Source organism: Agathobacter sp., from assembly GCF_977054825.1.
The window spans coordinates 44,129-66,237 of sequence record NZ_CDRTEH010000013.1 but is presented as its reverse complement, the minus strand read 5'-3'; the positions used below and the strand labels follow the sequence as shown (position 1 = coordinate 66,237).

The window sequence follows — 22,109 nt, the reverse complement described above, 5'->3', positions numbered from 1 at the left end:
CAAGAAGTTACTCCTATTATAACAGAAATAAGCGTTTTGAGCTTATAAAACTCTTAGAAAATCAAGAACTTTTAAATGAGTGTGGAATTTACTTCTGCACTGGAATTTACTTTTTCAAGTTAGCTATAGCTATTTTTCACTTACATTTGCCGTATCGAGCATTGATGTACAGTTCGGGCATCTTGTTGCAGCAATAGCAATCTTGCTCTTGCAGTATGGACACTCCTTTGTGTCAGGCTCTTTTTCCTCCTTGTGCCCAAACCTCTCTCCTGCCGCATTCATAGCCTTTACTATACAAAATACGATAATCGCCATGATAAGGAAATTGACTACAGCAGTAAGAAACTTTCCATAATTAAGGGTAGCTTCTCCGAAGATTTTTACTGAAAGCTGGTCAAAATTCATGCCGCCAAACACTCCAAGTATAGGATTTATAATGTCATTGACCAAGGATGTGACTATGCTGGTAAACGCACCACCTATGATGATACCAACTGCCATATCCATGACATTCCCTCTGCTGATAAACTTTTTGAATTCATTAAAAAATTTTTTCATCACTGGTATCCTTTCTTTTTCACTCTCTTCTTTTGATGATTTGAACCATTTTTTAATATTATACATTTTTCCATTTTATTTTACAAGAAAATACATTATAATATTAATATATGATTTTTAAAAAAGAAACATCTTTATATCAGGAGATTTTTATGAAGTGCATTCTGTATAAAAAAGCACTTCCACTCATATTATTATCATGCCTTTTGCTTGGTGCATGCGGTAATTCCAAAAGTGACGATGTATCTAAGGAGCCTGCTTTAAATCATTCCACTGAAAAAGGCACATGGGACTCTGCTCCGAAGGTGCTTACTCCGACTGCCGACGGCACACAAACCTATACATGTGATGTGGCTACTATCGACGCTTCAAACAGCAGCAGCGGCTATATCATAGTTGATTATCACGGTTCTAATCAAAAGGTCAAGCTTCAGATAACCGGGCCCGACAATGTCACGTACACCTTTGATCTGCATGGAGGAAATGAAGTGTTTCCTCTTGTCGCTTCAAGTGGCTCGTATACTGTAACCGTTTTTGAAAATGTTGAGGGGACACAATATGCCACCGTGCTGTCGCAGGTGATTTCCGTCTCCATCACTGATGAATTCGGGCCGTATCTGTACCCTAACCAGTATGTAAATTTCACTGCCGATTCTTTGGCTGTGAAGGAGGGCAGCTCACTGGCGTACTACTGTAGCAGCGATACTGAGGTCGTGGAAAGTGTATACAATTATATCATTTCAAACTTCAAATACGACTATGACAAGGCTAAAAATGTCAAAAGCGGCTATCTGCCCGATGTGGACAAGGTCTTTACCGAAAATACCGGTATATGCTTTGATTATGCGGCAGTCATGGCCACTATGCTAAGGACTCAGGCTATTCCCACACGTTTAGAGGTAGGATACGCCGGTGAAGAATATCATGCCTGGATCAGTACTTATATAAAGGACAAGGGCTGGATAAACGGCATCATCGAGTTTGATGGTACCTCATGGAACATGCTGGATCCAACATTTGCATCTACCAGTGATTCACCTAAGAAGTTCATAGCTCAAAAGAGTGATTACATTACCAAATACGTCTATTAGGAGGACATAAATGTCTAGAAAATCCAAGATTTTAAGCAATGCAGAGCTTTCTGCCTTCTGTCAGCAGATTTCTCTTATCATAGCAGCCGGGCTGCCTACCTACTATGGTGTTTCCATACTATGTGATGAAGCACCTGATGAACAGACGCGCGATCTGCTCGAGCAGATATATAAGCCAATGGAGCTTGGCGCCACGCTTCACAGCGCAATTAAAGATACAGGATACTTTCCAAAATATATGATTAATATGATACAGCTGGGTGAGGAAACCGGTCGTCTTGAAGAGGTCCTAAGCTCTCTGTCAAAATACTACGACCGTGAAGACGAAATAGCTTCCGGCATCAAAAGTGCCGTTGCCTATCCTCTCGTGCTTTCTGCCGTGATGATTGCCGTTATTGTCGTAATGATCGCCAAGGTTTTACCTGTATTCTCACAGATATATGCAGAGCTTGGAAGTGAGCTTACCGGTACCGCAGCCGTGCTCATGAAGCTCAGCGAATATATCAACAGGTATCTGCTTATCATTATAGCTGTCATGCTCCTTGCCGCACTGGTTCTTTTTATATTTTTTAAGACGCGTATCGGAAAAAAGCAGCTTATGAAAACTGCTCTTTCCATGTCAATCGCATCCAGCCGCTTTGCAAACTGCATGTTTTTAGCACTCTCAAGCGGACTTGACACAGATCGTGGCCTGGATTTGGCACAGGCTCTTGTAAACAATCCTGTTCTGGATTCAAAAATAAACGCCTGCCGTAAAAATATATCAAATGGCGAGACGTTTTCGGAGGCATTGCTGCACTCCAATATTTTTTCAAAGATGTACTCAAGCTGGATTGCAATCGGCAGCAAAACCGGCTCCATGGACGAGGTCATGCAGCATATATGCACGTCCTGCGAGGATGACACAGATGCAAGGCTGTCACGATTCATATCAGTGATTGAACCTGCCATGGTTATCCTGCTTTGTATATTCATTGGCTTCATACTTGTATCATTTTTACTCCCACTGCTTGGAATCATCTCAAGCATAGGATAGCTTACGGAGGCACAGTATGCTGTTTTTTGTTCAGAAAAAAAAGTCAACCCTATGGAAATTCATACCACTTATGCTTTTGATCGCATGTACCGTTTTGTTTGGTGTTTTCTCTTCAAAGCTGTCAGATGACAATACCAGAAGAAGCAAGAGCACGCTGGAACGTGCACTCACAAGAAGCATTACACAATGCTATGCTCTTGAAGGAACATATCCTCCGGACATAGATTATCTCACAGACCACTATGGTCTCACCTATGACAGTGACTATTATTACATAGACTATCACTACATCGGCTCCAATCTGCGTCCCGATGTGACAATAATAGAGAGGAAATGACCCATGTTCAAGCTAAAATCCAGATCACATCAGGCTGACAGTTTTTTTGTGATGCTGCTGTTTTTTCTTTTTGCGCTGACCGCTTTTATTCTCGTGCTGATTGGCGTAAAGCAGTACAAAGCCACTGCAAATGCCATGAACTACAACTACGAGGTACGCACTGTCACATCTTATCTGCGCGAAAAGGTCAGACAGAATGATTCCGACGCAGCAATCAGTGTAGAGATAATAAATGGCACAAAGGCTCTGTGTCTGAAAAACACAATAAATGACATCGTGTACGATACCTTCATATACTACTATGCGGGTTCTCTAAGAGAGCTCTATGTGCAGGATGGCTCCTCATACAGTCTGGACAGCGGACAAAGGATTGTCGAAATCGGTGGGCTTGATATGACAGAAACCACCGACAAAATGATCACTGTAACTATCACCGATACATCCGGTGGCACTACCGATACCTACTGCTCCGTCAATTCCGACTAAGAATAGCCTGACAATAAATGCAGTAATATAATGCACATCGCCCTTAATATACCGGTCGATGCCATACAAACATACATACCACAAGGAATAAACAATGATTTCAACAAAGCTTAAACAATCGAAAAACAGAATATTCCTGCTTGAGATTACCATTAATCTGCTGCTCTTTTCGGCTCTTTTGATTGTGGGTCTGCTTTTCTTCATAAAGACTCACAAGCTGACAGAAGAAACTCAGGTGCTGCATGAGGCTGTTAATGCATGCAGCAATGCTGCAAGCGCATACGAACAGGAGCATGGTGATTTAAACGCCGTATCATCGCTCTTTGACGGCTCCATCTGTGCAGATGAAAAGCTATTCATTTATCTCGACAAAAGCTATCATCCATGTGATAAGGATGATGCCGCATACAAGGTTATTGTAAGCAGGCTTGGGCAGGATGCCTACGGAGTACAAAAGGCTGACATAGAATTTATAGCATCGGACAGCCACTGTGTATACAGCATTACAGCGTGCAGCTATACAGCACTTTCCTCTGACGGAAGGAAGGTGAGTACCCCATGAAAAAAAGAAGAGAGTTTTCAAATTTCGGCTTTTCCACTATCCTGCTTACTTTTTCCATGATATGCATTGTCACGTTCTCGGCACTCGCCTTTGTCACAGCTAACTCTGACTATAAGCTGAGCAAACGCGTTGCTGACAATAACAGCTCGTATTACCGTGCATGTGAAAAGGTATGGGATGAGATATCACAGATTGATACCATTCTTGCAGCAGCCTACGAGAGCAGTCCTGATAAAGCAGCATACTATGAAGCCATAAAGGCAGCTCTATCAGACATCAATTCAGAGCAAAACAAAAATCTCGCTGAAAATGAAGCAAATGGCAAGGTTACCGGCCTGACCTATACAATCACTCAGACTGTAAGCGATACGCAGACTCTCACTGTAGAGTTTGATATCAACTATCCGGTTCACAAGCAGGATGCTTTTTATAAAATAAAAAAATGGAAGCTCAATACTGACACAGCTTTCGAAGAAAATGATACACTAAATTTAATTGGAGGAAACTAAAATGGATGTTAAAAAGATATTAAAGGAAGCGACTGACAACGGAGCATCGGATATTTTCATAGTGGCCGGCCGCCCTCTCACATACAAATCAAAGGGAGTGATGGAGTGTCTCAATGAAATCAGAATGATCCCAAAAGAAACCTTTGAATTTGTCACATCAATCTATGCCCTTGCAGAGAGAGATATTTCAAAATTTGAGGAAACCGGAGATGATGATTTTTCCTTCGCCATACCGGGAGTATCGCGTTACAGAGTGAGCACTTTCAAGCAGCGTGGCTCTTACTCTGCTGTCATCCGCGTTATCTCATTCACACTGCCAAAGCCAAGCGATTTACATATACCTGACTCTGTTATGGAGCTTGCGGAAACAAACAACGGCATGGTGCTGGTGACCGGACCTGCCGGAAGCGGTAAATCCACCACACTGGCATGTATTATCGATCAGATCAACCATGAGAAGGAGGAGCATATCATCACACTCGAGGATCCGCTTGAGTTCTTACATCGCCATGACAAATGTATTGTGTCACAGCGTGAAATCAACACAGATACCGAAAGCTACCTCACTGCTCTCCGCGCTGCACTCCGCCAGAGTCCTGACGTCATACTTCTTGGAGAAATGCGAGACTATGAGACCATCAATACAGCTGTCACAGCCGCCGAAACCGGTCATCTCATATTTTCATCACTCCACACGATCGGTGCCGCAAATACCATCGACCGAATAATTGATGCTTTCCCTGCTTCACAGCAGCACCAGATAGCCATCCAGCTTGCCTCTGTTCTTCAGGCTGTTGTCTGTCAGAAGCTTTTACCTGCCACAAACGGCGAGATGGTTCCTGCTTTCGAGATTATGGTACTCACACCCGCAATAAGAAACCTAATCCGTGAGGGAAAGGTACACCAGATTGATGGTATCATCTACACCTCCGCCGCAGAAAATATGATTGCAATGGATACAAGTATATTCAATCTGTACAAGGCCGGTGTAATCAGCAAGCAGGTGGCAATCAGTGAAGCTACCAATCCTGAAATGATGACAAAAAGAATTAATTTGAACTAGCTTTGACTAAATCACCTTTGAGCGAAGTTTACAGCATCGTATCTGACTGCTATATAAAAATCCCCGGCATATAAACCTGTTTAACGGTCTATACGCCGGGGATTTTGTCTTAGATAAATATATAATATTATACGTTAATCTCTGCCTTTACTCCACTCTCGTCCTTATGTGCTTCAAGCACAGGATTAACTACATCACGCAGATATACCTCTACCTGGCGTGGTGCACGTCCCACATAAAGCTCAGGCTTAAGGTTCTTTTCGATATCAGCCTTTGTCAGTCCGAATGCAGGGTCTGCAGCTATTAAGTCTACGAGGTTATTCTCTTTTCCCTCTTCCTTTACTGTCTTTCCGGCCTGCATTGAGAGCTGTCTGATCTTCTCATGAAGTTCCTGACGATTTCCGCCGTTCTTTACAGCATCCATCATGATATTCTCTGTTGCCATAAATGGAATCTCTGCCATAAAATGCTTTTCAATAACCTTTGGATATACAACCAATCCATCTACCACGTTGAGACAGAGGTCAAGTATTCCGTCTATTGCAAGGAAGCCCTCAGGTATTGAAAGACGCTTGTTTGCTGAATCGTCAAGTGTTCTCTCAAACCACTGTGTAGCTGAGGTGATTGCAGGATTCATAACATCTGCAAGGACATATCTTGAAAGTGATGCAATTCTCTCACTTCTCATAGGATTTCTCTTGTATGCCATGGCTGATGAGCCTATCTGGTTCTTCTCAAACGGCTCCTCTACTTCCTTAAGATGCTGGAGCAGTCTGATATCGTTTGACATCTTTGTAGCTGATGCAGCAATGCCCGCAAGCACATTTACCACTCTTGTATCTACCTTACGCGAATATGTCTGGCCTGACACCGGATAACAATCCTTAAAGCCCATCTTCTTTGCAATCATCGGATCAATCTTGTCTATCGTCTCATTGTCTCCATTGAAGAGCTCAAGGAAGCTGGCCTGTGTTCCTGTGGTACCCTTTGAGCCAAGGAGCTTTAATGTGCCCTGCACATACTCTAAATCCTCGAGATCAAGCATAAACTCGTTGAGCCAGAGTGTGGCACGCTTTCCGACTGTTGTAGGCTGTGCCGGCTGGAAATGTGTAAATGCAAGTGTTGGCTGGTTTTTATACTTATCAGCAAAGTTTGCAAGCTCAGCAATAACACTTATAAGCTTTTTGTGAACGAGCTTTAATGCTTCATTCATGATGATGATGTCTGTATTGTCACCAACATAGCATGAGGTTGCTCCAAGATGGATGATTCCCGCAGCCTTAGGACACTGCTGTCCATATGCATAGACATGGCTCATTACATCGTGACGCACAAGCTTCTCACGCTCCTTTGCCACATCATAATTGATATCGTCCACATGTGCCTTTAATTCATCAATCTGCTCCTGTGTGATAACCGGCTTGCCATCCTGTGAAAGTCCAAGCTCCATCTCTGTCTCTGCAAGAGCAATCCAGAGCTTTCTCCAAGTGGTGAATTTCATATCCTGTGAAAAAATATACTGCATCTCTTTGCTGGCATAGCGCTCAGAAAGAGGACTTGTGTATCTGTCTGTACTCATAATCTCTCCTTTATTAGCGATTAAGCATTTTTCTCTCGAGGTCGATTTCTTTATCAAAATACTCGCCTCTGATATCATCCTTCGGTGGCTCCATCGGATACTTTCCTGTGAAGCAGCCCATGCAGATTGGCAATCCCTCTACCATCTCATCAAGTCTGTCAAGTCCAAGGTAGCCCAAAGAATCCGCACCTATAATCTGTCTGATATCCTCAATAGTCCTGTTGTAAGCGATAAGCTGCTCTCTTGCAGGTATATCTGTACCGAAATAGCAAGGCCATAAGAATGGCGGTGAACTGATGCGCACATGTACCTCTGTTGCACCAGCATCTCTTAACATACGCACAATCCTGTCTGAGGTTGTTCCCCTGACAATTGAATCGTCGATCATGACAACCCTCTTGCCCTTTACAGCCTCCTTTAATACATTGAGCTTTATCTGCACGCTTGACTCACGGCTTGACTGCTTAGGTTTGATGAATGTCCTGCCGACATAGCCGTTCTTGACAAATGCTGTGCCATACGGAATGCCTGACTCAAGTGAATAACCAAGAGCAGCGGCATTTCCCGACTCAGGAACACCTGTCACAATATCTGCATCAACCGGCGAATCCATGGCAAGGAATCTTCCTGCCTTGATACGGCTGCCATACACACTTACTCCGTCAATATGGCTGTCAGGTCTTGCAAAATAAATGTATTCAAACACGCATCTGGCCTGTTTTTCAGGTGCAAGTGCCATTGTCATATCTGACTCAATGCCCTTTTCAGGAGTGATGGTGATAACCTCTCCCGGCTTTACATCCCTGACAAACTCTGCGCCAATTGTATCAAGTGCACAGGTCTCTGATGTAACGATATAAGCATTGTCTCTCTTTCCGATGCAAAGAGGCTTGAAGCCAAACGGATCTCTGGCTGCTATAAGCTTTCTAGGGCTCTCAACCACAAGTGCATAGGCTCCCTTAAGCTTCTGGCAGGCACGTCTGACTGCTTCCTCAGCTGTTTTGGAGTTGAGACGCTCTCTGGCGATATGATAAGCTATAACCTCCGAGTCAATTGTTGTCTGGAAAATAGCTCCTGTATACTCAAGCTCCTTGCGAAGCTCCTTTGCATTAATGAGGTTTCCGTTGTGTGCCATGGCAAGTGTGCCCTTGACATAGTTTAACACGAGCGGCTGTGCATTCTCACGTGTTGATGAGCCTGCTGTTGAATAGCGCACATGTCCTACTCCGATATCACCCTTCATAGGCTCTAGGATATCAGGAGTAAATACCTCATTTACAAGGCCCATACCCTTGTGTGTAGTCACCTTTCCCTTTGGTCCGCGTGTATCACTCACGGCAATACCACAGCTCTCCTGTCCTCTGTGCTGAAGCGCAAAAAGACCATAGTAGATAGTGGATGCTACATTTCCTCCGTCAAAATCATACATGCCGAACACACCACACTCCTCGTGAAGCTCATCAAATACACGGTTGTGCTCGTCTATATCAGAACACCTTTTTAATTCAGTGCCGGTATGACTTTTTGTATCTATACTAGTATTTATATACTGATTTATGTTATTGTCCTGGTTCATAATATCTCCGTTTATAATCGCGAAATAGTAACTATTCGAGCCACCTTGAATAGTTAAAATAATATATATTAGCGGCTGAATTTGCTTCCTGTAAGAAGCTCAAATGCCTCTTTATATTTCTCTACAGTCTTCACAACAACCTCATCAGGTAAAAGAAGATCATTGTCCGGGTTTGCCTTGAGCCAGTCTCTTACATACTGCTTATCAAATGAAGGCTGTCCCTGTCCCGGCTTATATCCATCGAGTGGCCAGAAGCGTGAGCTGTCAGGTGTGAGCATCTCATCGGCAAGTACAACCTCTCCCTGCTCATTTAAGCCAAACTCAAACTTGGTATCTGCGATGATGATACCCTTTGTAAGAGCGTACTCTGCACATTTCTTGTAGAGAGCAATTGTGTAATCGCGAATCTTCTCTGCGTACTCTCTGCCCTTCTCAGGATAAATCTTCTCTAATACTTCGACTGATTTCTCAAAAGAAATATTCTCATCATGATCTCCAAGATCAGCCTTGGTAGATGGTGTATAGATAGGCTCAGGGAGCTTATCAGACTCAACAAGTCCCTCAGGGAGCTTGATTCCACAGACTGTACCATTCTCCTGGTAGCTTGCCCAGCCGCTTCCTGTGATGTATCCACGAACTATACACTCGATTGGAAGCATCTCAAGCTTCTTGCAGATCATGCTGTTTCCGTTGAATCTGTCCTGACCGAAGAACTCCGGCATATCCTTTGCATCTACTGAAATCATATGGTTAGGAACAACATCCTTTGTGAATTCAAACCAGAACTTAGACATCTGTGTGAGGATGGCTCCCTTGTCTGTAATCTTATTCTTTAAAATATGGTCAAAAGCGGAAATACGATCTGTTGCGACCATAATAAGGCTGTCCCCGTTATCATATACTTCTCTTACTTTTCCTTCTTTAAATGGTTTAAATTCCTGCATGATTGTCCTCCATCTTATGCGTAATTTTATTTAGCAAATCAAATGCTACGTTTAAATTATATACCAGCTCATTTTGTAAAGTCAACGTATATTATAAGTTTTTTTAAATAATTTTATCTCACTTATTAGTAATTCTTATATTTATTATTATATCTTTAATATATCAAAACAAAAGCTCCGGTTCAAACCCTTTGTCTGCGCCGGAGCCTATATAATACAGATTTTATTTAACTATAAGTGACTTTCCTGTCATCTCTTTAGGCTGTGGAAGTCCCATAATCTCAAGCAGTGTTGGAGCGATATCTGCAAGACATCCACCCTCACGAAGCTTGTAAGAAGGGTCAGCGTTTACAAGAATGAAAGGAACAGGATTTGTTGTATGAGCTGTATGAGGCTTTCCTGTCTCATAATCAATCATCTTCTCTGCGTTTCCGTGATCTGCACAGATGAATAACACACCATCCACATCCTTGATTGCCTGCACTGCATCACCTACGAGTGAATCCACTCTCTCAACAGCCTTTACAGCAGCCGGGATCACACCTGTATGTCCAACCATGTCAGGGTTAGCAAAGTTGATGATAATAACATCATACTTATCTGACTTGATAGCCTCAACAAGATCCACTCCAACCTCAGGAGCACTCATCTCAGGCTTTAAGTCATATGTTGCAACATCCTTAGGACTGTTTACAAGAAGACGAGCCTCATCGATATTCGGCTCCTCAACTCCACCGTTAAAGAAGAAGGTTACGTGTGCATACTTCTCTGTCTCTGCGAGACGAAGCTGCTTCTTGCCATTTGCTGCAAGATACTCACCAAATGTATTCTTGATTTCTTCCTTCTCAAAAGCGATAAGCTTGTTAGGAATTGACTCGTCATAATCCTTGAAGCATACAAATGTTGTCTTAAGGAATGGACGCTCAAAGCCAGTAAACTTGTCATCACAGAATGCTCTTGTCATCTCACGGGCACGATCCGGACGGAAGTTAAAGAAAATAACAGAATCATTGTCCTTGACAACCGATACAGGTGTGCCATCCTCGTTTGTAATAACTGTAGGAAGCACAAACTCATCTGTAACGTCGTTTGCATATGACTCCTCCATAGCCTTTACAGGACATGTAGCTTTTACGCCCTCACCCTTAGTGAGTGAATCATAAGCCTTCTGCACACGATCCCAGTTGTTATCTCTGTCCATTGCATAGTAACGTCCTGAAAGAGATGCTATCTTTCCTACACCGATTTCCTTCATCTTGGCGAGAAGCTGCTCGATATAGTCCTTGCCTGATGCAGGAGGTGTATCACGTCCATCAAGGAAGGCATGTACATATACTCTGTCAAAATTCTCCTTCTTGCAAAGCTCAAGAAGTCCGTAAAGATGCTCGATATGGCTGTGTACTCCACCATCTGAGAGAAGTCCCCAGAGATGAAGATCCGAGTTATTCTTCTTGCAGTTTTCGATTGCAGAAAGTAATACCTTGTTCTTGAAGAAATCACCATCGGCAATTGCCTTTGTAATTCTTGTAAGATCCTGATATATGATACGGCCTGCGCCGATATTCATATGTCCTACCTCAGAGTTTCCCATCTGTCCGTCAGGAAGTCCAACTGCAAGACCTGAAGCTGCACCCTTTACAAAAGGACACTCTGCCATCAATTTATCCATAACAGGGGTATTTGCCATAGCGATGGCATTTCCCTCTTTGTGGTCACTTAAGCCGTAACCATCAAGTACCATTAATACTACCGGTTTCTTACTCATTTATATTTCCTCTATTATTTCATTAATATAATAAATGCCACTAAATGCAGCTAAGCTGGTGAATTTAGTGACATTTAGTTATTGTGATTGTCAAATCAAATATTAAATTATGATTTAATAATTACTTGTAGTTTACAATCTTTCCAAAATCAGCCTTGAGTGAAGCGCCACCAACTAATCCACCGTCGATGTCAGGCTTTGCAAAAAGCTCTGCTGCGTTTCCTGCGTTTACAGATCCGCCGTACTGGATACGAACTGAATCTGCTGTAGCCTGGTCATAGATCTCAGCTACGCACTCACGGATTGCACCGCAAACCTCCTGAGCCTGGTCAGAAGTAGCTGTCTTTCCTGTTCCGATTGCCCAGATTGGCTCGTAAGCAATAACCATGTTTGCAACATCTGCTGCAGCAACACCTGCGAGGTCTGACTTAATCTGAAGTCTGATCCAGTCAAGTGTAACACCGCTCTCTCTCTGCTCAAGTGTCTCACCACAGCAAAGGATTGGTGTAAGTCCGGCCTCGATAGCCTTCTTAACCTTCTTGTTGAGGAGTGCATCATCCTCCTTGAAGTAATCTCTTCTCTCTGAATGTCCGATGATGACATACTTAACACCGGCATCAAGAAGCATCTCTGCTGAGATTTCTCCTGTGTAAGCACCTTTCTCCTCGAAGTACATGTTCTCTGCTCCAACAGCAACATTTGTACCCTTTAATGCCTCTACAACAGGTACGATGTCGATTGCAGGTACGCAGTAAACAACCTCAACATCATCTGAAACTACGAGTGGTTTTAACTCTTCTACTAATTTAACAGCCTGGCTTGGAGTCATATTCATCTTCCAGTTGCCGGCTACAATTTTCTTTCTTGCCATTTTTATATCTCCTTGTAATTATATACAAATTTCAATCATCGCCTGCGGCTCGATTTCATTAAGTTGCTTTCGGTCTATTTATCATCAGCACAAGCTACGCCCGGAAGCTCCTTACCCTCAAGGAACTCAAGTGAAGCACCACCACCTGTTGAGATGTGGCTCATCTTGTCGCCAAGTCCCATCTGGTTAACTGCTGCTGCTGAATCTCCACCACCGATGATTGTGATAGCATCAGATTTAGCAAGTGCTTCTGCTACTGCAAGTGTACCTGCTGCAAGTGTTGGGTTCTCGAATACACCCATTGGTCCGTTCCATACAACTGTCTTAGCAGATGCAACAGCGTCAGCGAAAAGCTCACGTGTCTTAGGTCCGATATCACAGCCCTCACGGTCTGCAGGCATCTTGTCATAATCATATGTCTCTGTCTCTACAGGAGCATCGATTGGATTAGGGAAATCCTTGATTGTAACTGCATCTACAGGAAGAAGAATCTTCTTTCCAAGCTTCTCTGCTTTTGCAAGCATCTCTTTACAGTAATCAATCTTTGTCTCATCAAGCATTGAGATACCGATCTCATAGCCCTGTGCCTTAAGGAATGTATATGCCATTCCACCACCGATGATAAGTGTATCAGCCTTCTCAAGGAGGTTGTCGATAACATTGAGCTTATCAGCTACTTTAGCTCCACCAAGAATAGCTACGAATGGACGTACAGGATTCTCTACTGCCTTGCCAAGGAAGTCAATTTCCTTCTGCATAAGGTATCCAACAACATTCTCTCCACCCTTAGCTGTGATGAACTTTGTAACACCTGCTACAGAAGCGTGTGCTCTGTGAGCAGAACCGAAAGCATCACATACGTATACGTCAGCAAGGTCAGCAAGCTCTTTTGCAAATGCATCTCCGGCTTCCTGTGGCTTTGTCTCCTCTTTGCCTCTGAAACGTGTATTCTGAAGAAGAACTACATCTCCCTCGTTCATCTCTGAAACAGCCTTTGTTGCTGCCTCACCTGTTACGTTGTAATCAGCTACAAATGTAACCTTCTGTCCAAGCTTAGCCTCAAGAGCTGCAGCTACAGGAGCAAGTGACTCACCCTCGTTTGGTCCGTTTTTAACTTTTCCAAGGTGTGAGCAAAGGATAACCTTTCCACCGTCCTTGATTAATTTCTGGATTGTTGGAAGAGCTCCGTTGATACGGTTCTCATCTGTGATTTTTCCGTCCTTAAGTGGCACGTTGAAGTCACATCTAACGAGAACTCTCTTGCCTTTTACGTTGATATCATCAATTGATTTCTTGTTTAATGACATAATATGTCCTCCCTTATTTCAAGGCATAAGCCATGCGGCCACGCCATATTGTGCATATTAAAAAATATAATTTAATTCTACAATTCACGGATATTCATAAGAAATAGCCATGCTTTAAAAAAGAGGCGCGGTTCAATTAAGACCGCGCCTCTTGAGTAGTCTTGAGATATACTGTTCTTGTGGGTACAAGAATTAAGCTAACTCAGAGAAGTACTTGATTGTACGAACCATCTGAGATGTGTAGCTGTTCTCGTTATCATACCAAGAAACAACCTGTACCTCGTACTGATCGTCAGAAACCTGGTTAACCATTGTCTGTGTTGCATCGAATAATGAACCAAATCTCATTCCAACGATATCTGAAGATACGATCTCATCCTCGTTGTAACCGAATGACTCGTTAGCTGCTGCCTTCATAGCTGCGTTGATATCCTCTTTTGTAACGCCAGCCTTCTTAACAACTGCTGTAAGGATTGTTGTAGATCCTGTTGGTGTAGGAACACGCTGTGCAGATCCGATTAACTTTCCGTTTAACTCTGGGATAACAAGACCGATTGCCTTAGCTGCTCCTGTTGAGTTAGGAACGATATTAACTGCTGCTGCACGTGAACGACGAAGGTCTCCCTTTCTCTGTGGTCCGTCAAGAGTCATCTGATCTCCTGTGTAAGCATGGATTGTTACCATGATACCAGACTGGATTGGAGCGTACTTGTTAAGTGCGTCTGCCATTGGTGCTAAGCAGTTTGTTGTACAAGAAGCTGCTGAGATAATTGTATCAGAAGCCTTAAGTGTCTCATGGTTTGTATTGTAAACGATTGTAGGAAGGTCGTTTCCTGCTGGTGCAGAGATAACTACCTTACGAGCTCCAGCATTGATATGAGCCTGAGCCTTCTCTTTTGATGTATAGAATCCAGAGCACTCAAGTACAACGTCAACCTTTAACTCTCCCCATGGGCAATTGTTTGCATCTGGGAATGCGTAGATTTTGATTTCCTTACCACAAACTGTGATAGAATCATCGCTTGCAGAAACCTCATCTGCATGCTCGTATTTACCCTGTGATGAATCATACTTTAATAAGTGTGCTAACATTTTTGGGCTTGTTAAGTCGTTGATAGCTACTACCTCGTATCCCTCAGCTCCAAACATCTGTCTGAAAGCAAGACGTCCGATACGACCAAATCCGTTGATTGCTACTCTTACTGCCATTTTAATTCCTCCTAGAATTGTAAAAAGTATTTTTAGGGACATGCCCTAAGATGTTTTTATTATAGCGAATAATTCTCAAAGGTTCAAGTACTTTATTTGTGTTTGTTAAAATTTTCACTAAATATTTTCATTTACATATATTTTTTATCATTCTTCACAATTTTTCTTTTTACATATTGCACTTTGTTCCAATGTCGGCTACACTTAACTAATTACTGCAATTCGCACTTTCCGGCAACCGGCAGCAGACAATTATAAATCACGCAGCTTTTAGAGTTGTTTAAAACAACAATACATCAGTTTACGGAGGTATTTATATGTGGGATCAGCACATGCACTGCATGTTTTCGGGTGACAGCGATGCCGACCCGGTATTGATGATAAACTCAGCGATCAGTAAAGGGCTGGACGGCATCTGCTTTACAGACCATCTGGACTATGACTATAAAGAGGAGCCAGGACTTTTTGACCTTGATATAGCAGCATATGAAAAGCGCATAAAAAGACTTGCACTGGTTCTTAAGGAAAAGGGCTGCCCGGTAAATATCCACTGGGGCATTGAAATAGGTTTACAGCCTCATATTACAGGAAAAAATAACGAGGTCACGAAAAAATATCCGTTTGACCTTGTGATAGGTTCAAGCCATGTGGTAAACGGCATCGACCCGTACTATCCTGCCTTCTACAAAGGCAAGACAGAGCACGAAGCCTACACCGAATACTTTGAATCTATACTGGCCAATCTGCACAGTGGTGCGGATTTTGATGTGTACGGTCACATCGACTACGTGGTCAGATACGGTCCGGGCAAAAACAAATACTACTCATATGAAAAGTATGCCGACATAATTGATGCTATTTTAAAGGAGATTATCTCACAGGGAAAAGGCATCGAGCTCAATACCGCAGGCTTTAAATACGGACTTGGTCACCCAAATCCGACCGAGGCGGTATTAAAGCGCTATCATGAGCTTGGCGGTGAAATTATCACAGTCGGTGCTGATGCCCACAAGCCTGAGCATGTGGCGTACGATTTTGACAGGGTTTCAGATATTCTCAAGGATGCCGGGTTTATGTACTATACAGTATTTGAAAACCGCGTTCCTTCTTTTATCAAATTATAACAATGTTTTAAGGACTTACGGTTATCATTTTATATAGCTATCCAGTCACCATATGCAGCCATAAAAGAAAAATATAGGAGCCACCTGATCTACATTTTACATCAAGTGGCTCCTAAAGCATTGGTTCCGTAAGCTTCACTGTATAACCTCCAAGTTCCGCTTTCGCTATATGAATTTTTTACGTTTTACATCATCTATGTAAACTCTTATGAGAGATTCTATCTTTCACTTTTAATCTACAAGAACTTTTTCAACGATATTATTTATTTGCTAATATATCTGTGCGATTACTGCTCTTCGGCTCGCCCTACAGATTTAAATATTCCGTTCAATCATCCTTATAGTACTTTGACTTAAATTATGTAATCCCCATTGGACTGTACCTCCTATGTTTTATTTTTTGTTCCTTTCGTATCTCTTTTTGTTGATTTAAGATTACACCAATTTTACCCATTTGTCAATATATTTTTTGATAATTTTTACTTTTATTTTAAATTGTCTGATATTTTACATACTTTTTGTATTGTTTACACATTTCTCACAATTCAATCGCATGATTAAAGGGGCAAAATATCTTTGCCCCTCATGCCGTCATTTATCATTTATCATTCTTCATTCTGTAATCAATACACCTGTTCAGGTAATCAACATAATCCGGATTCTTGCACATGCCCTTGCCTGCCACGTCGGAAATCTTTGCCACATCCATGCCGTTGCACTTGGTGGTCTTCATAACTATATTGAGCGCATCCTCATCAGTATCGTTGCTGATAAAGGTTCCGATACCGAATGCAACCTTTGCCTTATCCTTGAAATAATCATACAATGCCGTCGCACGCTCAAAGTCGAGGCTGTCGCTGAATAAAAGTGTCTTTGTCCTTGGATCGATTCCCAGACTGTTGTAGTGGGCTATCATCTTGTCTCCCCACTCATACGGATCTCCGCTGTCATGGCGCACTCCCGAGAAAAGCGTCGCATAAGTAAGCTGAAAATCACGCAGAAAGCAGTCTGTTGTTATGGTATCGGTCAGTGCAATACCGTTTAATATACCATACTCCTTGACCCATGCATCGAGTGCGTACCAGTTTGAATATGCCGGATTATGCTTATGATTGCCCTGTCCGGTACACATAATCCACTCATGCGCCATGGTTCCTACCGGCTTTAAATTGAATTTCTTTGCCAGATATACGTTTGATGTACCAATAAAATGTGAATCCTCCGGCAACTCAACCTCTGCGAGTGCCTTTATAGCCATCTCCTGTGCTTCGGCAGACAGACGGCGTCTTAGTCCAAATTCACTGAAATCGCTAAGTCTGTAGGTATCCTCCTCGAGTAAACGCACCTTCTCATCAAGCCTGCGCTTAAACTGCTTAAGAAGCACATCATAATCATATGCCATGCGGAAGTACACTTCATTTACAATAGCAAGCACCGGAATCTCGTACATCGAAGTGTTGAGCCACGTGCCTGCTGCATCTATTGCCAGTCCGCACGGTGCATCTGTTGTGATAGTAAACTCCTCATATCTCGGCTGCCAGAGTCTTAAAAAATCAACATATGTGCCCTTTATCCAGGTGATGTTATCAAGATATTCAAGCTCCTCCTCAGTAAAACGAAGCTGACAGAAGGCCTTCACCTGTTCCTTTATCTCCTCGACCATCTCACCTGTAAAATGCACGTCTTTATTTCGGCACTTGAAGGTCCATGTTGTTTTGTAGCTTGTGAACTGATGAAAAATCGTCTGTCCCATGCTGAATTTATACATGTCAGTCTCAAGGAGGCTGTTTATTATTTGTGGCAATCTCATTTGTTTTACTTCCTCTTTTCTTCCAAACCGTTTACTACCGGTAATTTTAGTCTTGATTTTACCACTGTGACTATCAAATATCAAGTAAACAAGGTTGTTTAATTTTAACCATTCAACACAGAAATATGCAGTACCTCATAATTCGTCAGAAAGCGCTAACCCCAAAATAAAAGCCCCAATGAAAGCCACTATCCGTGACCTCCATGGGGGCTTAATTGATTATATTATAAAAATAATAATCTAATCAATATATGAATTATTATAATTATTCAGTTATGAATTATTTAAAGTACTTCACTCCGCTCTCGAATATCTTCATATCCTGCTCGCCGTAGATATTGATTGCTACAGACTCGCCGCGGCGCTCTGAATGAGCCATCTTGCCGAGGATTCTTCCGTCAGGAGATGTGATACCCTCAATAGACATGTATGAGCCGTTTACATTCCACTCCTCATCCATTGATACATTTCCGTCCAGATCAACATACTGTGTGGCAACCTGTCCGTTTGCAAAGAGCTTATCAAGCCACTCCTTTGGTGCTACGAAACGTCCCTCGCCGTGTGATGCAGGGTTGCAGTAGGTCTGACCAAGCTTAGCCTGTGCAAGCCATGGGCTCTTGTTTGAAACAACCTTTGTATAAACCATCTTTGAGATATGGCGGTTGATTGTATTGTATGTGAGTGTAGGTGACTGTGCATCCTGCTGTCTGATCTCTCCATATGGTACAAGTCCAAGCTTGATAAGTGCCTGGAAACCGTTACAGATACCAAGTGCAAGTCCGTCACGCTCATTGATAAGCTTTTCAACAGCCTCTGTCATCTTTGCATTTCTGAATGCTGTTGCAAAGAACTTAGCTGAACCCTCCGGCTCATCTCCTGCTGAGAATCCGCCAGGGAACATGATTATCTGTGATTTGTCGATTGCCTTTACAAACTCATCAACCGAATCACGGATATCCTCCGCTGTGAGGTTTTTGAATACCTTGACGATTGTGTCAGCACCGGCTCTTTCAAATGCCTTAGCACTATCGTACTCACAGTTTGTTCCAGGGAATACCGGAATAAATACTGTAGGCTTAGCCACTTTATTCTTGCATACATAGATATTCTTTGCATCGTAAAGACCGCTATCCACCTTGCTTGTATCGTCTGTTGCCTTTGTATGGAAAACACCCTCAAGCTTGGCTGTCCATACCTTGACAGCATCCTCAACAGGAAGCACCATATCGTCACACTCAATAGTCTGCTTGTCGTTTACATATCCGACTACAGAGGCTGCATCTGAAATACCTGCTGCATCAATGACCTCTCTGACCTTTGAAAGTGCATCAACAGGCACCTCTGCTACGATATTACCAAAGCCCGGTGCAAAGAGTGTATCGCTTGTCACCTCATCCTCGATTGTTACACCAAGCTTGTTACCAAATGCCATCTTGGATACGGCTGCTGCGAGTCCTTTTCCGTCAAGTGCATATGCTGAAACAATTGCGCCAGCCTGGATAAGATTTCTGACTGCTGTATAAAGTGTCATGACCTGATCGTATTTTGGAAGATCAAACTCATCCTTGTCTATTGTAAAGAGAACAAGCTGGTTGCCTTCTTTCTTGAGCTCAGGTGTGATAATATCCTTTTCCTTTGCCACATCCACTGCAAATGATACGAGTGTTGGCGGTACATCAATATCATTGAAGGTACCTGACATAGAATCCTTTCCACCGATTGAAGGAAGTCCAAAGCCAATCTGTGCATCATATGCTCCAAGGAGTGCTGCAAACGGCTGGCTCCAACGCTTTGGATCCTCGTTCATTCTGCGGAAGTACTCCTGATATGTCATACGGATTTTGCTGTAATCTCCGCCTGCTGCAACGATTCTTGAGATAGACTCAAGCACTGCATATATAGATCCGTGGTATGGGCTCCATGATGAAAGATATGGGTCGAAGCCGTAAGCCATCATTGTGACTGTATCGCATTTGCCCTTTAATACAGGAAGCTTTGCAACCATGGACTGTGTCTCTGTGAGCTGGTAACGTCCACCATATGGCATATATACACTGCCTGCTCCGATAGAGCCGTCGAACATCTCAACAAGACCCTTCTGTGAGCATACGTTAAGGTCTTCAAGCTCTGCCTCCCAGGCTCCCTTCATATCTCCTGCCTCAACCATCTTTGCGACAGCAGGTGTGCTGATTTTGTCCAGATAGTTGTCACTCTCACAAGGCATCTCAACCTCAACATCTGTCTCCTGGTGAGCTCCGTTTGTATCAAGGAATGCACGAGAGATATTTACTACCTCTTTTCCTCTCCACTCAAGCACAAGTCTTGGATCCTCTGTAACTACAGCAACCTCTGTTGCCTCGAGATTTTCCTCCTTTGCATATGCAAGGAACTGCTCAACATCAGAAGGTGCAACTACAACTGCCATACGCTCCTGTGACTCTGAGATAGCAATCTCTGTTCCGTCAAGACCTGCGTATTTCTTTGGCACCTTGTCGAGCTCTATGCGAAGTCCGTCAGCAAGCTCACCGATAGCAACCGAAACTCCGCCGGCACCGAAATCGTTACATTTCTTGATGATATGGCTGACCTCTTCTCTTCTGAAAAGTCTCTGGAGCTTTCTCTCTGTAGGTGCATTACCCTTTTGTACCTCAGCTCCGCAGACTGACGTGGACTTTGTATTGTGTGCCTTTGATGAACCTGTAGCACCACCGATTCCGTCACGTCCCGTGCGTCCTCCGAGAAGAATGATCTTATCTCCCGGATCAGATGTAAGTCTCTGGACAGCACGTCTTGGAGCCGCCCCCATAACCGCACCGATCTCCATACGCTTTGCTACGTAATTTGGATGGTAAACCTCCTTGACATAGCCTGTTGCAAGTCCGATCTGGTTTCCGTATGAGCTGTAGCCGTGAGCTGCCTCTCTGACAAGCTTCTTCTGTGGAAGCTTTCCTTCAATTGTCTGTGAAACCGGTACTGTAGGATCTGCTGCACCTGTTACACGCATTGCCTGATATACATATGTACGTCCTGAAAGAGGATCACGGATTGCTCCGCCAAGACATGTGGCAGCGCCACCGAAAGGCTCGATCTCTGTAGGATGGTTGTGTGTCTCGTTCTTGAAGTTTACAAGCCACTCCTCTGTCTTTCCATCCACCTCAACAGGTACCACGATAGAGCATGCGTTGATCTCATCAGACTCCTCCTGATCATCAAGCTTGCCCTCTGCCTTTAATCTCTTCATGGCAAGAAGTGCAAGATCCATCAGGCAGACAAATTTGTCATTTCTGTCCTTGTAGATATTGGAAAATGTATTGAGATAATCCTTGTAGGTATTTTCAATCGGTGTGCGGTAGAAGCCATCGTCAAACTTGACATTCTTAAGCTCTGTAGAGAATGTAGTATGACGGCAGTGATCTGACCAGTATGTATCGAGCACACGGATTTCTGTCATTGAAGGATCTCTCTTTTCCTCGTTCTTAAAATAGTTCTGGATATGAAGGAAATCCTTGAAGGTCATGGCAAGGTTCAATGATGAGTAAAGCTCCTTCAGCTTGTCCTCTGCCATATCCTTGAAGCCGTCAAATATGATGACATCAGCAGGGTCATCAAACTCATGCACAAGTGTATCCGGCTTTTCCATGCCGATAGCACGCGAATCAACAGGGTTGATGCAGTGCTTCTTAATAGCTTCAAACTGCTCATCTGTGATATTTCCCTCAATCACATATGTGATAGCACTTCTGATGATCGGCTCCTCATTCTCATTGAGAAGCTTCACACACTGCTCAGCAGAGTCAGCTCTCTGGTCGAACTGTCCCGGTAAAAACTCTACTGTAAATACTTTTGCATCACCATAGTCAAATGTCTCCTCGTAGATATCATCTACAGGCGGCTCTGAGAAAACTGTATACAAGGCTTTCTTGTATGTCTCCTCTGATATATTTTCCACATCATATCTGATTAATACACGAACTGCTTCCACAGTTGTGATTCCCAGATAATGCTTGATTTCATGCTTTAATTCCTTTGCCTTTACCGCAAAGTCAGGTTTTTTCTCTACATATACACGACGTACGTTACTCATATGTTCTCCTTTCAATTCGAGAGTATGTAACCCATTATTCGTTACTGTCCGGCTTTTTGCACAATCGGACTTTTAAACTATGGTTGTAGTATAACACTTTAGTTATGATAAGTATAATTAATATATTTAATTTGTTTTATAAGTTGCGTTAATTATAGTTTTCTTATATAATAGTAGTCAGAAAATATATTGCTATTC

18 protein-coding genes are annotated in these 22,109 nt (G+C 42.9%); 8 read left to right on the top strand and 10 right to left on the bottom strand.

Annotated elements, in window-relative coordinates; translation table 11 throughout:
- Window positions 1-129: 129 nt before the first annotated feature.
- Window positions 130-558, bottom strand: coding sequence for a large conductance mechanosensitive channel protein MscL (gene mscL, locus ACW6PM_RS10425; RefSeq protein WP_456057109.1), 429 nt, complete (start codon window positions 556-558; stop codon window positions 130-132).
- Between the two features lie 152 nt (window positions 559-710).
- Here mscL and ACW6PM_RS10420 point away from each other — a divergent pair, with 152 nt between their 5' ends.
- From ACW6PM_RS10420 to ACW6PM_RS10390, 7 genes are all read left to right on the top strand, one after another.
- Window positions 711-1,649 (top strand): transglutaminase-like domain-containing protein, encoded by a 939-nt coding sequence (locus ACW6PM_RS10420; RefSeq protein WP_448754772.1) that lies wholly within the window; start codon window positions 711-713, stop codon window positions 1,647-1,649.
- A gap of 10 nt (window positions 1,650-1,659) precedes the next feature.
- Entirely contained in the window at window positions 1,660-2,685 is a 1,026-nt protein-coding gene (locus ACW6PM_RS10415) for a type II secretion system F family protein (protein WP_308650671.1), read from the top strand.
- 16 nt (window positions 2,686-2,701) lie between these two features.
- On the top strand, window positions 2,702-3,022 hold the full coding sequence (locus ACW6PM_RS10410; protein ID WP_308650672.1) for a hypothetical protein: 321 nt from the start codon (window positions 2,702-2,704) through the stop codon (window positions 3,020-3,022).
- 3 nt (window positions 3,023-3,025) lie between these two features.
- On the top strand, window positions 3,026-3,508 hold the full coding sequence (locus ACW6PM_RS10405) for a DUF4860 domain-containing protein (protein ID WP_443598873.1): 483 nt from the start codon (window positions 3,026-3,028) through the stop codon (window positions 3,506-3,508).
- 94 nt (window positions 3,509-3,602) lie between these two features.
- Window positions 3,603-4,070 (top strand): hypothetical protein, encoded by a 468-nt coding sequence (locus ACW6PM_RS10400; RefSeq protein WP_456057108.1) that lies wholly within the window; start codon window positions 3,603-3,605, stop codon window positions 4,068-4,070.
- Complete coding sequence (locus tag ACW6PM_RS10395) at window positions 4,067-4,579, top strand: hypothetical protein (protein ID WP_456057107.1); 513 nt, start codon at window positions 4,067-4,069, stop codon at window positions 4,577-4,579. Before ACW6PM_RS10400 ends, ACW6PM_RS10395 begins: the two co-directional genes overlap by 4 nt.
- Window position 4,580: 1 nt before the next feature.
- Window positions 4,581-5,642 (top strand): type IV pilus twitching motility protein PilT, encoded by a 1,062-nt coding sequence (locus ACW6PM_RS10390; protein ID WP_308650676.1) that lies wholly within the window; start codon window positions 4,581-4,583, stop codon window positions 5,640-5,642.
- A gap of 127 nt (window positions 5,643-5,769) precedes the next feature.
- On the opposite strand, the gene purB is transcribed toward ACW6PM_RS10390, so the two are convergent.
- The 7 genes from purB to gap form a co-directional block, all read right to left on the bottom strand.
- Entirely contained in the window at window positions 5,770-7,221 is a 1,452-nt protein-coding gene (gene purB, locus ACW6PM_RS10385; protein ID WP_117918735.1) for an adenylosuccinate lyase, read from the bottom strand.
- A gap of 13 nt (window positions 7,222-7,234) precedes the next feature.
- Window positions 7,235-8,797, bottom strand: coding sequence for an amidophosphoribosyltransferase (purF, locus tag ACW6PM_RS10380; RefSeq protein WP_308650677.1), 1,563 nt, complete (start codon window positions 8,795-8,797; stop codon window positions 7,235-7,237).
- A gap of 68 nt (window positions 8,798-8,865) precedes the next feature.
- Window positions 8,866-9,741: a phosphoribosylaminoimidazolesuccinocarboxamide synthase gene (locus ACW6PM_RS10375; RefSeq protein ID WP_456057106.1), complete on the bottom strand. Its 876-nt coding sequence runs from the start codon at window positions 9,739-9,741 to the stop codon at window positions 8,866-8,868.
- Between the two features lie 223 nt (window positions 9,742-9,964).
- The gene (gene gpmI, locus ACW6PM_RS10370; protein WP_308650679.1) at window positions 9,965-11,506 is read right to left on the bottom strand and encodes a 2,3-bisphosphoglycerate-independent phosphoglycerate mutase; all 1,542 of its coding nucleotides are present in this window, start codon (window positions 11,504-11,506) and stop codon (window positions 9,965-9,967) included.
- A 121-nt stretch (window positions 11,507-11,627) separates the two neighbouring features.
- Window positions 11,628-12,377 (bottom strand): triose-phosphate isomerase, encoded by a 750-nt coding sequence (gene tpiA, locus ACW6PM_RS10365; RefSeq protein ID WP_308656953.1) that lies wholly within the window; start codon window positions 12,375-12,377, stop codon window positions 11,628-11,630.
- 74 nt (window positions 12,378-12,451) lie between these two features.
- On the bottom strand, window positions 12,452-13,684 hold the full coding sequence (locus ACW6PM_RS10360) for a phosphoglycerate kinase (protein WP_308650681.1): 1,233 nt from the start codon (window positions 13,682-13,684) through the stop codon (window positions 12,452-12,454).
- A 192-nt stretch (window positions 13,685-13,876) separates the two neighbouring features.
- On the bottom strand, window positions 13,877-14,893 hold the full coding sequence (gap, locus tag ACW6PM_RS10355; protein WP_117996770.1) for a type I glyceraldehyde-3-phosphate dehydrogenase: 1,017 nt from the start codon (window positions 14,891-14,893) through the stop codon (window positions 13,877-13,879).
- A gap of 317 nt (window positions 14,894-15,210) precedes the next feature.
- Between gap and ACW6PM_RS10350 the strand changes: the two genes are divergently transcribed.
- Window positions 15,211-16,017 (top strand): histidinol-phosphatase HisJ family protein, encoded by an 807-nt coding sequence (locus tag ACW6PM_RS10350; protein ID WP_456057105.1) that lies wholly within the window; start codon window positions 15,211-15,213, stop codon window positions 16,015-16,017.
- Between the two features lie 598 nt (window positions 16,018-16,615).
- Here ACW6PM_RS10350 and pncB read toward each other — a convergent pair.
- Together pncB and ACW6PM_RS10340 are read right to left on the bottom strand one after the other, a co-directional pair.
- Window positions 16,616-17,827, bottom strand: coding sequence for a nicotinate phosphoribosyltransferase (pncB, locus tag ACW6PM_RS10345; protein WP_456057104.1), 1,212 nt, complete (start codon window positions 17,825-17,827; stop codon window positions 16,616-16,618).
- Between the two features lie 280 nt (window positions 17,828-18,107).
- The gene (locus ACW6PM_RS10340) at window positions 18,108-21,911 is read right to left on the bottom strand and encodes a phosphoribosylformylglycinamidine synthase (protein WP_456057103.1); all 3,804 of its coding nucleotides are present in this window, start codon (window positions 21,909-21,911) and stop codon (window positions 18,108-18,110) included.
- Window positions 21,912-22,109 lie beyond the last annotated feature (198 nt).

Coding starts and splice junctions, on each gene's coding strand:
- ACW6PM_RS10360 (WP_308650681.1), bottom strand. CDS start 13,684: ATGTCATTAAACAAGAAATCAATTGATGATATCAACGTAAAAGGCAAG.
- ACW6PM_RS10415 (WP_308650671.1), top strand. CDS start 1,660: ATGTCTAGAAAATCCAAGATTTTAAGCAATGCAGAGCTTTCTGCCTTC.
- tpiA (WP_308656953.1), bottom strand. CDS start 12,377: ATGGCAAGAAAGAAAATTGTAGCCGGCAACTGGAAGATGAATATGACT.
- purF (WP_308650677.1), bottom strand. CDS start 8,797: ATGAACCAGGACAATAACATAAATCAGTATATAAATACTAGTATAGAT.
- ACW6PM_RS10395 (WP_456057107.1), top strand. CDS start 4,067: ATGAAAAAAAGAAGAGAGTTTTCAAATTTCGGCTTTTCCACTATCCTG.
- pncB (WP_456057104.1), bottom strand. CDS start 17,827: ATGAGATTGCCACAAATAATAAACAGCCTCCTTGAGACTGACATGTAT.
- ACW6PM_RS10390 (WP_308650676.1), top strand. CDS start 4,581: ATGGATGTTAAAAAGATATTAAAGGAAGCGACTGACAACGGAGCATCG.
- ACW6PM_RS10340 (WP_456057103.1), bottom strand. CDS start 21,911: ATGAGTAACGTACGTCGTGTATATGTAGAGAAAAAACCTGACTTTGCG.
- ACW6PM_RS10405 (WP_443598873.1), top strand. CDS start 3,026: ATGTTCAAGCTAAAATCCAGATCACATCAGGCTGACAGTTTTTTTGTG.
- ACW6PM_RS10400 (WP_456057108.1), top strand. CDS start 3,603: ATGATTTCAACAAAGCTTAAACAATCGAAAAACAGAATATTCCTGCTT.
- ACW6PM_RS10420 (WP_448754772.1), top strand. CDS start 711: ATGAAGTGCATTCTGTATAAAAAAGCACTTCCACTCATATTATTATCA.
- ACW6PM_RS10375 (WP_456057106.1), bottom strand. CDS start 9,741: ATGCAGGAATTTAAACCATTTAAAGAAGGAAAAGTAAGAGAAGTATAT.
- gpmI (WP_308650679.1), bottom strand. CDS start 11,506: ATGAGTAAGAAACCGGTAGTATTAATGGTACTTGATGGTTACGGCTTA.
- purB (WP_117918735.1), bottom strand. CDS start 7,221: ATGAGTACAGACAGATACACAAGTCCTCTTTCTGAGCGCTATGCCAGC.
- ACW6PM_RS10410 (WP_308650672.1), top strand. CDS start 2,702: ATGCTGTTTTTTGTTCAGAAAAAAAAGTCAACCCTATGGAAATTCATA.
- mscL (WP_456057109.1), bottom strand. CDS start 558: ATGAAAAAATTTTTTAATGAATTCAAAAAGTTTATCAGCAGAGGGAAT.
- ACW6PM_RS10350 (WP_456057105.1), top strand. CDS start 15,211: ATGTGGGATCAGCACATGCACTGCATGTTTTCGGGTGACAGCGATGCC.
- gap (WP_117996770.1), bottom strand. CDS start 14,893: ATGGCAGTAAGAGTAGCAATCAACGGATTTGGTCGTATCGGACGTCTT.